The following is a 14,554-nucleotide window of genomic DNA, read 5'->3' as shown; positions in this document are numbered from 1 at the left end:
GCAGCCTTACAGCATGCGGATCTCTTTCGAGCGCAGGGTGATGCGAACCGGAACGGATTTATACGACGGCGTACCGCTGTCCTTATCCAGATAATCAAGCGGTACCAGCACGTTGGCCTCCGGGTAATAGGCGCCGACGGTGCCCGGCGCGATGCTGTACGCCACCACGGTAATGTCCTTCAAACGCTGGACGCTGCCGGGGAGGGCGGTTTCGATATCCACGCGGTCGCCGTGTTCCAGGCCTGACTGCGCCATATCGTCTTCGTTCATAAACAGCACGTCGCGGCGGCCAAACACGCCGCGGTAGCGGTCGTCCAGCGCGTAAATGGTGGTGTTGTACTGGTCGTGGCTGCGCAGCGTGATTAACCGCAGAACGTGCTCACCTTCGCCGCTGGCATTCTCGTGAACGCCGTCGAACACCGAGAAGATCGCTTTTCCCGTCGCCGTTGGCCAGATGCGTTGCGTCGGCGGCAGCGGCATGCGGAAGCCCCCGGGAACGCGGATCCGCGCGTTGTAGTTCTCAAAGCCCGGAATGGTCTGCTCGATCAGATCGCGGATCCGGTCGTAATCTTCTACCAGCGTCAGCCAGTCCACGCGGGTTTCCGGCAGCGTGGCTTTCGCCATGCCGGCGACGATAGCCGGCTCCGAACGGAGCAACGGCGAGGCGGGCTTCAGCTTGCCGGACGAGGCATGCACCATCGACATGGAGTCTTCGACGGTAATGGACTGACGGCCGGTGGCCTGGAGATCCAGCTCGGTGCGGCCGAGGCACGGAAAGATAAAGGTCTCTTTGCCCACCAGCAGATGGGTACGGTTGAGCTTGGTCCCGACGTGCACGCTCAAATCCAGGTTACCCATCGCCGGAAAACCCCGCTCGTGATCGGGCATCGCGACGGCAAAATTACCCCCGAGGCAGATGAGCGCCTTCGCGCGGCCGTCGATCATCGCCTGCGTGGCCTGCACCGCATCGTGTCCGTGGTGAGACGGCGGCTCAAAGCCGAAAACGTCCTTCAGACGGTTCAGGAAGGCCGGGGTAGGCTTCTCGCTGATCCCGACGGTGCGGTTACCCTGAACGTTAGAGTGGCCGCGCAGGGGGCAGATTCCCGCGCCGGGCTTGCCGATGTTTCCGCGCAGCAGCAGCAGGTCAGCGATCAGGCGGACGTTCGCCGTACCTTTATTGTGCTGGGTAATACCCATCCCGTAGGTAATGATGGTGGCATTTGATTTCGCATAGGCGTCGGCCACCTTTTTGAGCGCCGCCCGGTTCAGGCCCGACTCGCGCTCGATCTCGTCCCAGCGGGTTTGCGCGATATCGGCGGCGAAGTCCTCACTGCCCTGGGTGTGTTCGGCAATAAACGCATGGTCGAGCACGTCACCGCGTTCGGCCTCCATTTCCAGCAGATGTTTGGCAATGCCTTTCAGCGCGGCGGCATCGCCCCCGGCCTTCACCTGGAAATAGGTCGAGGCGATATCCGTTGAGCCGTAGGTCGCCATTTCAATCACGCTTTGCGGGTCGGCGAAGCGTTCTAGGGCGCGCTCGCGCAGCGGGTTAAAGACGATAATCGGCACGTTGCGACGGGCCAGCTCATGGAGGGTCCCCATCATTCGCGGATGGTTGGTGCCGGGGTTGTGGCCGATAGAGATCACCAGCTCGGTCTTATCAAAGTCGTCCAGCGAGACGGTGCCTTTCCCGATGCCAATCGAACGCGGCAAACCGACGCTGGTGGCCTCGTGACACATATTCGAGCAGTCGGGGAAGTTATTGGTGCCGTATTCGCGGGCGAACAGCTGGAACAGATACGCCGCTTCGTTAGAGGCGCGTCCGGAGGTATAGAACTCGACCTGGTCCGGTTCGAGCCCGCGCAATACTGCGCCGATGCGTTGAAACGCCTCTTCCCAGTCGACGGGCCGGAAGGTATCGCTTGCCCGGTCGTAGCGCAGGGGATGCGTCAGTCGACCGTAGCCTTCCAGTTCAAAGTCCGATTTTGCCAGCAGCGAGGAGACGCTGTTTTCGGCCAGAAACGCGGGGGTAACGCGTTTGCTGGTCGCTTCCCAGGTCACAGCTTTTGCGCCGTTCTCGCAGAACTGGAACGTCGACTTGTGTTCTTTATCCGGCCACGCGCAGCCCGGGCAGTCGAAACCGTCAGGCTGGTTGGTGCGCAGCAGCGTCGCGGGAGCGTCCAGGGTATCCATTTGGGTACGTACCGCGATGGCCGTCGCTTTTAACGCGCCCCAGCCTCCGGCAGGACCGTCATAGTGTCTGATACCCGGCACCGAGCGTCTTTTCTTATTCATACCCACTCCTGATTTCTTCGGTCACACAACGTCTGAACACATATAAGCGCTGTATAAGACAATAAGCGAAAGCAATGACGACCGGATGGCTACGCGCATACGGTGCGGAAAAGTGCCTTATCTTAAATTCTTTTTATTACAGCGATTTATCGGATCTGATGCTTAAATATTTAAAGAAATTATAACGAAATTTTATCATTTTAATAATAAATCTTATCTATCACACGGTAGGCAAGATAGATGGGGCGAGCAGGAGAGGATGTAGCAGCAATAAAATTTCGAATGAAGGCTGCGGGCGGCAGCAATAAACACGGGGCGCTGCTGGCGGGCTATTGCGAGCATTTTTGGCTGCGATAATGTCAGGATGGTTAACTCAGGCTTAATGATTAAAGGATAAATTTCAGGCCTGGTCGGATAATTGTCGCAACGCGAAATATAAAGTTATTTTGAGGCGTAAAATTAACGTCGTGCAACATAAGTGAAATAGTCACATTCACGTTAACGCGTGCATTCAATATTAAAGTTACCCTGATAGTGCAACAAATAATTCATCTTTCATATATTCTGCTGACCTCACCAATACGCGAATTCTACTAATTATGGTAGTGGCGATAATAGCCGTATTGCGTTAATGAAAGTGGTTCTCTTTTGTGTTTTTTGTATATAAAACAAATGATTGCAATGTTGTGTGGCTAAGAAATAAAAGGGCGTAGGTCATATCGGGTTTTTTCATAGGATTAATCCTATAATTTTCCGACTGCTTCATTTACCAACAGTTACGTACCGGTAAATATTGAATTGAGACGAAGCTCATGTAAACTTGTTTACCGTTTGTCAAAATATGTCAGGAAGACACTGGGCCTTATTCTGAAGGGCTCGTGCGGTAGCTATGCCCTTAAAATAGTAACGCCCCGAAAATATCCTGGCTATTTTAACAATAGCACCTAAGTCAAACTTCACTCCCTTATCTTCATCATCGAAATATCGCTACGGAAAAGCATATGAAAATGCGCGTACTGTTTTCACTTCTGTTTGTAATGGCGGTGGCGGGCTGTAAAGCGCCGCAGAAACCTGTGATCAACGACGATACGATCGAGACCAGCCAGGTCAACGGCGTGACCTTAACCCACCGTCACGCTGTGACGCCGCCGGCGGAGTTCAACCCGGTCAACGAACCGTATCGCGCCATGTATCCAGCCTCCCTGATGAGCCGTCCTGACTTCGGCGGCAAAGTTATCCGCACTCTCGACACCGGAAAAACGTACGTGGTGCTGGGTCAGGTTGAACATTACTGGATGGCGCTTGCCGATGAAGGCAACGATCAGCTGATTGGTTACGTCCCGATGCGCGCCGTGATCAAGGCCGACCTGTACGACGCCGCCGTGCGTAAACAGGCCATTCGTCCGAAGGCGCGTAAAAAAGCGACCTGTGTCGACGTCGATGGCAACAGCAAAGCCTGCAAAGACAGCGCTAACGGTACCTGGATCCTGAACTAAACGGCTTGCATGAGCGCATTTTTATGAATAATAAAAATTTTCATAAGCTGTGGTTATTCTTTTACGCGGTGATTTTCGCCCTGGTCAGTGGTTGTACGTCGTCTTCACACAGCGACCCCTCCCGCTACAATCTGCAGTTTCAGGCTCATCCACAAATCAACGAATCTGCGCCGCTTAAGGTCCGGGTGTTGTTGCTGAAATCCGATGCGGATTTCATGTCCAGCGACTTCTACTCCCTGCAGAACAACGCGTCAGCCACGCTTGGCGCGAATCTGCTGAACAGCGACGTGTTCTTCCTGATGCCGGGACAGCTGTCCAAAACCCTCAGCGGGCAAAGCTCTCCGGAGGCCCGCTACATCGGCGTGATGGCGGAGTATCAGATGCTGGATGGCAAAAAATGGCGCGTTTCACTCCCTCTGCCTGTGCCTGGCGAAAATCATATCTACCAGTTCTGGAAATGGTCCGCGGATGAACTTCAGGCCAACGTTTTTCTCGACGTGAACGGCATTCGGGTCATCAGCCAGTAACGCGCTTCAACACAGGAAACACATCATCATGACGAAAGCAGAAAAGGTCGTCTGGACCGAAGGCATGTTCCTGCGTCCACACCATTTTCAGCGGACTGAAAGCTATCTGCTCAACCATGTTCGTGAATGGGGCGCGCTACAGCGGTCATATCTCTGGGGCTTTCTTGACGTGGAACTGGATGAAGCGATGCTTCGTCAGGGATGCATTGCCCTGAGCTACTGCAGTGGCTTGCTGCCGGACGGCACCTTTTTCCAGGTGCTTAACGGGCGCAACGGTCCTGCACCGCTGAAAATTCCTGACAATCTCACCAAAGAAAAGGTGGTGCTCGCGCTGCCGGTTCGTCGTGGCGAGAGAGAAGAGGTGATTTTTAGCGAAGAGCCGGCCTCGCTGGCGCGCTTCATCGCTTTCGAGCAAGAGGTGGAAGACGACAACGCCATGTCGGTGGGGGATGCCACCGTCCAGTTTGGCCGTCTGCGTCTGACCCTGATGCTGGAAAAAGACCTCACGGCGGAATGGACCGCCATCGGCGTGGCGTTTGTGACGGAGAAACGTAACGACAACCACGTGCGGCTCGATAACAGCTACATCCCGCCGATGCTCAACGCCAACAACAGCCCGCAGATCTACAGCATGATCAACGATCTGCACGGTCTGCTGGTCCAGCGCAGCCAGCAAATTGGCGGTCGTCTGCGCCAGCCTGGCCGCTTTAACACCTCCGAACTGATTGAGTTCACGCTGCTGTCGCTGGTTAACCGTCATCTGGGCGAGGTTTCGCATTTAAAAACCCTCCCGCTGCTGCATCCGGAAACGCTCTGGCGCAGCTGGCTGCCCTTTGCGACCGAGCTCGCCACCTGGACGTCGCAGCGTACCGCCGAAAGCGTGCTGCCGATTTACGATCATGACGATCTGGCTAACTGCTTCAGCAAACTGATGCTGATGCTGCGTCAGGGGCTGTCGCTGGTGATGGAAGACCACGCGATTCAGCTGCCGCTTAACGAACGCTCTCACGGCCTGAACATCGCCACGGTGCCTGAAACCAGCATGGTGCGCGAGTTCGGCTTCGTGCTGGCGGTAAAAGCCAACGTGCCGGGCGAACACCTGCAAACCCATTTCCCGGCGCAGATGAAGGTCGCGCCGGTCTCGAAAATCCGCGATCTGGTTCAGCTTCAGCTGCCGGGCATTATGCTGCGCGCCATGCCGGTCGCGCCGCCGCAGATCCCGTGGCATGCCGGCTACAGCTACTTTGAACTGGAGAAGGGCAGCGAGCTGTGGCACGAGATGGATAAGTCCGGCGCATTTGCCCTGCATCTTGCAGGGGAATTCCCGGGGCTGGATATGGAGTTTTGGGCCATCCGTAGCCCGACAGAATAATAAAGCGAGCGCTTAATATGCAGGAACGACAGGACACCGGCAGTGATGCCGCGTTTACCGGAGCCAGTAGCAACAATCAGCTGGTGGCGGCCGCCAATCCGCTGCTCAACGCGATTCCGCAGATCCGTCATTCGGTCTCCCATGACGATCAGGTGGCGTTACGCCAGCGTCTGATCGATGAGATTCGCCGTTTCGAAGTCCGCTGTCAGCAGGCGGGGCTGCCCTACGAAGTGATCGTCGGGGCACGTTACTGCCTGTGTACGGCGCTCGATGAGGCCGCCGCGCTCACCCCCTGGGGCAGCAGCGGCGTCTGGTCAAGCAACGGTCTGCTGGTGACCTTCCACAACGAAACCTGGGGCGGCGAGAAGTTCTTCCAGCTGCTGGCGCGCCTGTCGCAGAACCCGCGCGAGCATATCCTGCTGCTGGAGATGATCAACTACTGCCTGCTGCTGGGCTTCGAAGGACGCTATCGGGTGCTGGATAATGGCCGCACGCAGCTTGAAACCATCAAGCAGCGGCTGTGGCAGATGATCCGCGGCGTGCGCGGCAGCTATCCGCCGCCGCTTTCTCCCCATCCGGAAGATCGTCCGGTACTGCGCAAGCTCTGGCGGCCGATGGTTCCTCTGTGGGCCTGCGTGGCGCTGGCCGGGTTTATCGCCTGCCTGTTTTATATCGTGCTTAACTGGCGCCTTGGCGATAACACCAACCCGGTGCTGGCGAAGATTTACCAGTCCCAGCTGCCGGAAACCACTATTCAGCAACCGGCCCGTCAGCTTCCGGCGGTGCTGAACCTGCGCGGCTTCCTGAAGCCTGAAATCGAGGCGGGCCTGGTCGCGGTGAAAGACGAAGCGGATCGCAGCGTCGTTATCCTGAAGGGCGACGGGCTGTTTGCCTCTGCCTCTACCGTCGTGCGTGACCGCTATGAACCGGTCATCAACCGCATTGCGCAGGCGATGAATAACGTCAGCGGCAAAATTCTGGTGGTGGGCTACAGCGACAACGTGCCGATCCGCAGCGCGCGCTTTGCCTCGAACTATGAACTCTCTCTGGAACGCGCCCGCTCGGTACAGAAAATGCTGCAGGGAAGCCTCTCTCAGCCTGGCCGCGTGAAAGCGGAAGGGCGGGGCGAGATTAACCCGGTGGCGCCGAACACGACGCCTGAAAACCGCGCCCGTAACCGCCGTGTGGAAATTACTCTGCTGGTGTCGCCTGAAAACACTCAGGCTGAGCTGAACGGATTGCCGCAAGGAAACTAAGGATGCTGACTACACTTCTTTCCATCTTGACCAACCGCATTCTGTGGAGCTTCCTCGGCGTAACGGCGCTTGCGGCGGTGATCTGGATGATTGGTCCCCTGTTGTCCATCGTGGACACCCGACCGCTTGAGTCTGAGCAGAACCGCATTATCAGCATTGCCGTGGTCTATCTGCTCTGGGCGCAGGGCCACATTCTGCCGCGCCTGTACAATGCCTGGCTGAACCGCAAGCTGATGGACAAGCTCAAAGAGAACACCGCCAGCCCGGAAGCGGCGGATCCGCAGAAGCGGCTGAACAGCGAGGAGCAGATCCTCGCCAGCCGCTTTGATGAAGCCGCGCAGATGCTTAAAAAAGCGCACTTCAGCAAAGCGGGCCAGGGCGCCCAGTGGACGCAGCGCTTCAGCACGCAATATCTCTATCAGCTGCCGTGGTACGTCATTATCGGCGCGCCGGGTTCCGGTAAAACCACGGCGCTGGTTAACTCCGGGCTGCAGTTCCCGCTGGCCGATCGCTTCGGTAAAACCGCGCTGCGGGGCATTGGCGGCACGCGTAACTGCGACTGGTGGTTTACCAATGAAGCGGTGCTGCTGGACACGGCGGGCCGCTACACCACCCAGGAGAGCGAGCAGGTGCAGGACGCCGGCGAATGGCTGGAGTTCATGGGGTTACTGCGCAAGTATCGCCGCCGCCAGCCGATCAACGGCGTCATCATCACCATCAGCATTTCTGACCTGCTCACCCAGTCCGCCGAGGCGTCCCGCCAGCAGGCGGTGAACCTGCGCCAGCGTCTGTCCGAGCTGCATGAACAGCTGGGTATCCGCTTCCCGGTGTACGTGATGGTGACCAAGGCCGACCTGCTTAAAGGTTTCCGCGCCTGGTTTGCCGACTACGACAAAGCGCAGCGCGACCAGATCTGGGGCTTTACGCTGCCGTGGGAGCAAACCAAACACGCCGATTACGACCTGATGGGCAACTTCCAGCAGGAGTTTTCTCTGCTCCAGCAGCGCCTTGATGCCGGGCTGCCGGAAACCATGCTGAAAGAGCATGACGCGAAAACCCGCGCTGAAGCGTATCTCTTCCCGCAGGAGTTCGCCGCGCTGCGTCCGCTGCTGGCGGACTACCTGAGCACGGTCTTCGCCCGCTCCAACTTCGAAACCGAGTTCTCCCCGCGCGGGATCTACTTCGCCAGCGGGACGCAGGAAGGCATGCCGTTCGACCGCGTGATGGGCGAACTGAACCGCGCGCTGTCGCTGCCGGAAGGGGGAGAGGCGGATAACTGGGATTCGGTCAGCAAAGAAGCGCCTATCCCGGGGGCAAAAGGTCAGAGTTTCTTCATTAAGAACCTGCTGCAAAACGTCATCTTCCAGGAAGCCGGGATCGCGGGCGAAAACCGCTGGTGGGAGCTGCGCAACCGGGCGGTGATCTGGTCTGGCTACGCGGCGCTGCTGGCCCTGCTGGTCATCCTCGGCGGTCTGTGGCTGACCAGCTATGCCAAAAACAAGGCCTATCTGGAAGAGGTGGATGCGAAGGTGCCGCTGCTGGACCAGCAGAGCAAAGCGCTGCAGAACCAGACCCAGCGTGACCTGTTCGATCTGCTGCCGCTGCTGAACGGTCTGGTGGACCTGCCGAAAAGCGACGCGTTTGATGTAAACGATCCGCCCGTCTCCCGCCGTATGGGGCTCTACCGCGGAGATGACGTCAGCGATGCCTCGCAGTCTCTGTACCAGAAAGCGCTGGATCAGATGCTGTTGCCTGCCGTCGCTATGCACATCACCACCTGGCTGCGCAACGACAACGGTAGCGATGTGGAATATAGCTATGAAGCGCTGAAAGCCTATCAGATGCTGTATCAGCCGAAGCACTACGACGGTAAATTCCTGCATTCGTGGGTGATGCTCAACCTGCAGCGAAATCTGCCGCAGAACGTCACGAAGGCGCAGCTGCAGCAGCTTGAATGGCACCTGACGCAGCTGCTGGAACCGAAAATCCAGGCCTCGCCGTACGCGCAGGATGAATCTCTGGTGGCCCGCGAAAGAGCGATGATCGGCCAGCAGCCGCTCTCCACGCGCGTTTACGGTCGTCTCAAACGCCTGCTTGAACATGATGACAACCTCAAGCCGGTCTCCCTTTCCGATCTGGGCGGACCGCAGAGCGAGCTGGTGTTTTCACGCAAAAGCGGCAAGCCGGTGAGCGAAGGCGTGCCGGGTCTGTATACGCCGGACGGCTACTGGAAAAGCTTTAACGGCCAGATTGACAGCGTAACCACCGCCCTGCACGAGGACGATGCCTGGGTGCTGGGGGCCGCGACGGCGCAGGAAGATAAACAGCAGATCGATAACGCCGTGCGCCAGCTCTACATGCGCGATTTTATCGCGAACTGGGATCGCTTCCTCGCCGACATCCAGCTCAATAACAGCGCCGATCTTTCCCAGCGCATCAACACCGCGCGCCTGCTCTCCGGCGCAAACTCGCCTCTGCGCCGTCTGGTGCAGAACCTGAGCCAGGTCCTGAGGCTGTCACGCAATGCGCCAGCGCCGGAAGATGCGGATAAAGCGCAGGCGCAGAGCAACCGCGCCACCCGCACGCTGGAAGCGCTGTTCAGCAACAATGACGCTGCGCCGACCCAGGCCGCCGTGGTCACCCAGGCACCGGAACAGCTGGTCACCGACCACTACGCGCCGATGATTGAGCTGGCGCAGCCGCTGGAGAAGGGCGGGAAGACCATCGTGTTTGATGATTTTCTCAAGCAGGTGGATGAGCTCTACCGCTACCTGACCGCCGTCCAGGACGCGGCCAACAGCGGCATGCCGGCACCGGGCGGCGAGGCGATCAGCCGCCTGCAGGCCAGCGCCGGTCGCCTGCCGGGCGGGCTGCAAACCATGTTCAGCAATATGGCGGTGGGCGCCAGCAGCGATACCCAGCGCCGCGACCTCGAAAACGTGCGTAAGCGGATTAACGTTGAGGTGGGCGGATTCTGCCGTCAGGCGATCGCCGGCCGTTACCCGCTGGTGCGCAGCGCCAGCGCCGAGGTCACCCCTGACGATCTCGCGCGCATGTTTGCGCCGGGAACCGGGCTGATGGACGCTTTCTTCCGCGACAATCTGACCAATAAAGTGGATACCACGCAGGCAAACTGGCGCTTTATGCCGGGCATCGACGGGAAAACGCTGCCGGGAAGTGAAGGGCTGCTGAGACCGTTCCAGCAGGCCCAGTCGATTCGCGACGCCTTCTTTGCTAATGGCGCCACGACGCCGTCCTTCAAGGTGACGGTTCGCACCGTGCGAATGGATAACACCATTCTGAACCTGACGCTGGACGTTGACGGCCAGCTGCTGCGCTACAGCCACGGTCCGCAGGCCGTACAGATCATGAACTGGCCGGGGCCGGGCGGCACCAACCAGGTACGCATGCAGCTGGGGCTGGCTAACGGCAGCACGGCGACGCTGGTCACCAACGGCGCCTGGGCGCTCAACCGCTTCTTCGATAAAGCGAGCACCAGCCCGGGCGCGGGTAGCCTGAGCCGTCAGGCCACCTTCAACGTCGACGGACATCAGGTCACGCTGGAGTTTGCGCCAAACAGCATTCGTAACCCGTTCCAGCTTCCCCGTTTCTCATGCCCATAACCGCAAGGACAGCCGTATGACGAATACCCCTGCGATGAACCGCTACAGCTGGTATGGCAAATTACCCAGCGCCGGAGATTTTTTGCAGCGTCGCTTTCCTGACACTTTACAGCGCCAGTGGTCACACTGGTTCCAGGTCGGCCTGCTGGCCTGGCAGCAGGAAGAGCAGCGCAGCGGCGAGCGCCAGTTTCACAAAGCGCCAGTCTGGAATTTTGTGGTACCGCCCATGCTGGGCAGCCAGATGATCCAGATGGGCTGTCTGCTGCCCGGCCGTGACAGCGTTGGCCGACAGTATCCGGTTTGCCTGCAGCTGAGCTTCGCCCCGTCAGAGTGGTCGACCAGCCTGCTCAGCCAGGCCGAAAGCTGGTACCAGCAGATTGGGCGCCTGGGGCTGCACGCGGTGCGCAACAGTTTTTCCGCCTCGCAGCTGGATGAGATGCTGATGACCATTCCGGCGCCGCAGCCCGTCGAGCCGCAAAAGCGTTCCGACATCCTTGATGTGATTGGCTATGACGAGGACGGCCAGAGCACGCTGGGCTGGCCTCAGGCGGCCGAGTGTTTTGATCCGCTGCGTCAGACCAGCTACTGGTGGACCAACCGCTGCGACGGCTACCCGCTGTACACCCACGTGCACAGCGGGAACTTTACCGGGCAGCTTTTCACCCTGCTGTTCGACCCGGCAGGGGGCGCCCGTCCGGGGCGTCACGGTCTCTATCCGCCCATGTTTGAATAAGCAGGGATCTCATGAATATCGAAGAATTTCTCGCGCCAATCAGTCCCGAAAAACCCTGCGGCGAAAACCTGGAGTACGACGCCGACTTCCAGATCATGAATCAGGCAAGTCTTGGGAAAGCGGAACAGCAGTTTGGCGACACCATTATCCCGGCAGAGCCCGCTGACTGGAACACGGTGGAAAAATACGCCACCAGCCTGCTGACCCGCACCAAAGATCTTCGCGTACTGCTGGCGTTAACCCATGCCTGGACGCGCCGCCGCGGGCTGGCGGGCTACGCGGACGGATTGTTGCTGGTGCAGGAGGCGGTCGCCCGTTACTGGGAGACGCTCTATCCGCTGCTGGAAGAGTATGGCGAAACCGACCCGTTCTACCGCATTAACGCCCTGGCAGGGTTGAGCGATAAATCCGACCTCACCGTCGCCGTGCGAAACGCCTCGCTTCTGCGTTCAAACGGCGATGAAATTTCGCTCCGGGATGCCCAGGCCCTGCTGGACGGCAGCAAGACGGAATGCCCGGACTATCCCGGCGGCCGTCCACGGCTGATTGACGAGCTGGCCCGCGGCGACCAGCCCGGCACCGCCGCGGTTATCGTCATTAACGAACGTCTGCTGGCGATTCGCGAGCTGCTCTCCGGGCATCTCGGTGAAAGCGGCGTGCCCGAGATGGAACAGCTGCTGAAAACCGTCGGGCTGGTCGCCAGCGCGTGTCAGGTAACCGACATCAGCAAGCTGCTGCCGAACCGTGAGGCGCAGGCAGAACCCCAGGCCGAGCAGCAGTCGACGGCAGCGCAGCCCGTTCAGCCGGTCACCGACTGGCGCAGCGTGCAGATCACCAGCCGCGCCGACGCGCAGCTGATGCTTGAAAAAGCGAAGCAGTATTTTGCGCAGTACGAACCGAGCCACCCCGCACCGCTGATGATTGAACGGGTGCAGCGGCTGTCAGAACTTAACTTTATGGACATTATTCGCGACCTGGCGCCAGACGGCGTTAACCAACTTGAAAACATCTTTGGGCGCCGCGAATAACGCGTCCAGGCATTATGACGACAGGCATGGAGCCTGCCGTTTCACCTTCACCGCGCATCTTTGATGGAGAACATCATGGCAATGAGTAACAGTGGGCAGAAATTCATCGCACGTAACCGTGCCCCCCGCGTGCAGATCGAGTATGACGTAGAGATCTACGGTGCAGAACGTAAGATTCAGCTGCCGTTTGTGATGGGCGTCATGGCCGATTTGGTCGGCAAACCGGTTGAAAATCTGCCGGCCGTCGACGAGCGTAAATTCCTCGAAATCGACATCGACAACTTTGACGAACGCATGAAGGCGCTGAAGCCGCGCGTGGCGTTCCAGGTGGATAACACCCTGACCGGCGAAGGCAAGCTCAACGTGGATCTGACCTTTGACAGCATGGACGACTTCCTGCCGGATGCGGTGGCCCGCAAGGTCGAGCCGCTGAGCAAGCTGCTGGAAGCGCGTACCCAGCTCTCCAACCTGCTGACCTATATGGACGGCAAAAACGGTGCGGAAGAGCTGATCGCTAAAATTCTGCAGGATCCGACGCTGCTCAAATCCCTGAGCCAGTTGCCGAAAAATGACGAAAGCGCGAAAGGTAGCGAGGAATAATCGATGAGCAACCAGACTCAACAACACGAGCAGCAGGCGGGTCAGGCGTTCAGCCAGGATGAATTCAGCGCGCTGCTGAACAAAGAGTTCCGCCCGAAAACCGATCAGGCCCGTTCAGCCGTCGAAAGCGCGGTCAAAACGCTGGCGCAGCAGGCGCTGGAAAATACCGTCACTTTCTCCAACGACACCTACCGCACCATTCAGAACCTGATCGCCGGTATCGACGAGCAGCTATCGCAGCAGGTAAACCAGATCATTCACCACGAAGAGTTTCAGAAGCTGGAGAGCGCCTGGCGCGGTCTGAGCTACCTGGTGAACAACACTGAAACTGACGAGATGCTGAAGATCCGCTTTATGAGCATCTCCAAGCAGGAGCTGGGCCGCACCCTGAAGCGCTTCAAGGGCGTGGGCTGGGACCAGAGCCCGATCTTCAAGAAAATCTACGAGCAGGAGTACGGTCAGTTCGGCGGCGAGCCGTTTGGCTGCATCGTGGGCGACTACTACTTCGACCATAGCCCGCAGGACGTTGAGCTGCTGGGCGAAATGGCGCGCATCGGCTCTGCGGCGCACTGTCCGTTTATCACCGGTACCGCGCCGGGCGTGATGCAGATGGAGTCCTGGCAGGAGCTGGCTAACCCGCGCGACCTGACCAAGATCTTCCAGAACACCGAATACGCGGCCTGGCGTTCGCTGCGTGAATCCGAAGATGCCCGCTATCTGGGCCTGGTGATGCCACGCTTCCTGTCGCGCCTGCCGTACGGCATTCGCACCAACCCGGTCGACAGCTTTGATTTCGAAGAACAGACCGACGGCGCGAACCACAACAGCTACTCCTGGGCGAACGCCGCGTATGCGATGGCCGCCAACATCAACCGCTCCTTCAAAGAGTACGGCTGGTGCACCTCGATTCGCGGCGTGGAGTCCGGCGGGGCGGTGGAAAACCTGCCGTGCCACACCTTCCCGAGCGATGACGGCGGCGTGGACATGAAGTGCCCAACCGAAATCGCCATCAGCGATCGTCGTGAAGCTGAGCTGGCGAAAAACGGCTTTATGCCGCTGGTTCACCGCAAAAACTCCGACTTTGCCGCCTTCATCGGCGCGCAGTCGCTGCAGAAACCGGCCGAGTACCACGACCCGGATGCCACCGCCAACGCGCGTCTGGCCTCTCGTCTGCCTTACCTGTTCGCCTGCTGCCGCTTTGCGCACTACCTGAAGTGCATCGTGCGCGACAAAATCGGCTCCTTCCGCGAGCGCGAAGAGATGGAGCGCTGGCTGAACGACTGGGTCATGAACTACGTCGACGGTGACCCGGCGAACTCCTCTCAGGAGACCAAGTCCCGTAAACCGCTGGCGGCAGCGGAAGTGCAGGTGCAGGAGATTGAAGACAACCCGGGCTACTACGCCGCGAAGTTCTTCCTGCGTCCACACTACCAGCTGGAAGGTCTGACCGTTTCCCTGCGTCTGGTATCTAAACTGCCGTCGCTGAAGACGAAAGACGCGTGATAAAGACACGGACGCCCCCTCTCCCTTGAGGGAGAGGGCGGGGGTAAGGGGAAAATACCGCTGCGGTGGTTATTCATTTTTCCTCAAACGTCACGGTCCGTAAGAATTCAAAAAATTAATC

Annotated in this window: 10 protein-coding genes; 9 read left to right on the top strand and 1 reads right to left on the bottom strand. The window is 58.8% G+C overall.

Annotated features, from left to right (window positions below; translation table 11 throughout):
• Nucleotides 1–6 precede the first annotated feature (6 nt).
• The gene (locus QMN93_RS01455; RefSeq protein WP_193139442.1) at nucleotides 7–2,295 is read right to left on the bottom strand and encodes an FdhF/YdeP family oxidoreductase; all 2,289 of its coding nucleotides are present in this window, start codon (nucleotides 2,293–2,295) and stop codon (nucleotides 7–9) included.
• Nucleotides 2,296–3,296: 1,001 nt separating this feature from the next.
• On the opposite strand from QMN93_RS01455, the gene QMN93_RS01450 reads away from it, so the two are divergent.
• The 9 genes from QMN93_RS01450 (at nucleotide 3,297) to tssC (ending at nucleotide 14,433) form a co-directional block, all read left to right on the top strand.
• The gene (locus QMN93_RS01450) at nucleotides 3,297–3,791 is read left to right on the top strand and encodes a hypothetical protein (protein WP_033145802.1); all 495 of its coding nucleotides are present in this window, start codon (nucleotides 3,297–3,299) and stop codon (nucleotides 3,789–3,791) included.
• Nucleotides 3,792–3,814: 23 nt separating this feature from the next.
• The gene (gene tssJ / locus QMN93_RS01445; protein WP_023312162.1) at nucleotides 3,815–4,318 is read left to right on the top strand and encodes a type VI secretion system lipoprotein TssJ; all 504 of its coding nucleotides are present in this window, start codon (nucleotides 3,815–3,817) and stop codon (nucleotides 4,316–4,318) included.
• Between the two features lie 28 nt (nucleotides 4,319–4,346).
• A complete protein-coding gene (gene tssK / locus QMN93_RS01440; RefSeq protein ID WP_193139440.1) occupies nucleotides 4,347–5,690 on the top strand; it encodes a type VI secretion system baseplate subunit TssK in 1,344 nt (447 codons plus the stop codon).
• 17 nt (nucleotides 5,691–5,707) lie between these two features.
• Nucleotides 5,708–6,946, top strand: a complete 1,239-nt coding sequence (locus tag QMN93_RS01435; RefSeq protein ID WP_033145801.1) for a DotU family type VI secretion system protein — start codon at nucleotides 5,708–5,710, stop codon at nucleotides 6,944–6,946.
• Nucleotides 6,947–6,948: 2 nt separating this feature from the next.
• Nucleotides 6,949–10,569: a type VI secretion system membrane subunit TssM gene (gene tssM / locus QMN93_RS01430; protein WP_193139438.1), complete on the top strand. Its 3,621-nt coding sequence runs from the start codon at nucleotides 6,949–6,951 to the stop codon at nucleotides 10,567–10,569.
• Nucleotides 10,570–10,585: 16 nt separating this feature from the next.
• Nucleotides 10,586–11,302 carry a type VI secretion system-associated protein TagF gene (gene tagF / locus QMN93_RS01425; protein ID WP_023312158.1) on the top strand — a complete coding sequence of 239 codons (717 nt, stop codon included), beginning with the start codon at nucleotides 10,586–10,588 and terminating at the stop codon, nucleotides 11,300–11,302.
• 11 nt (nucleotides 11,303–11,313) lie between these two features.
• Nucleotides 11,314–12,330, top strand: coding sequence for a type VI secretion system protein TssA (gene tssA, locus QMN93_RS01420; RefSeq protein WP_323619144.1), 1,017 nt, complete (start codon nucleotides 11,314–11,316; stop codon nucleotides 12,328–12,330).
• A 75-nt stretch (nucleotides 12,331–12,405) separates the two neighbouring features.
• Nucleotides 12,406–12,930 (top strand): type VI secretion system contractile sheath small subunit, encoded by a 525-nt coding sequence (gene tssB, locus QMN93_RS01415; RefSeq protein ID WP_182383702.1) that lies wholly within the window; start codon nucleotides 12,406–12,408, stop codon nucleotides 12,928–12,930.
• A 3-nt stretch (nucleotides 12,931–12,933) separates the two neighbouring features.
• On the top strand, nucleotides 12,934–14,433 hold the full coding sequence (gene tssC / locus QMN93_RS01410) for a type VI secretion system contractile sheath large subunit (protein ID WP_014884232.1): 1,500 nt from the start codon (nucleotides 12,934–12,936) through the stop codon (nucleotides 14,431–14,433).
• The last annotated feature ends 121 nt before the right edge of the window (nucleotides 14,434–14,554 follow it).

The sequence above is a fragment of the Enterobacter sp. R-1.6.2 genome (assembly GCF_035064085.1).
Classification (GTDB): domain Bacteria; phylum Pseudomonadota; class Gammaproteobacteria; order Enterobacterales; family Enterobacteriaceae; genus Enterobacter; species Enterobacter asburiae_B.
Note: the sequence above shows the minus strand (reverse complement) of the source record. Positions and strands in the feature narration are given on the sequence as shown.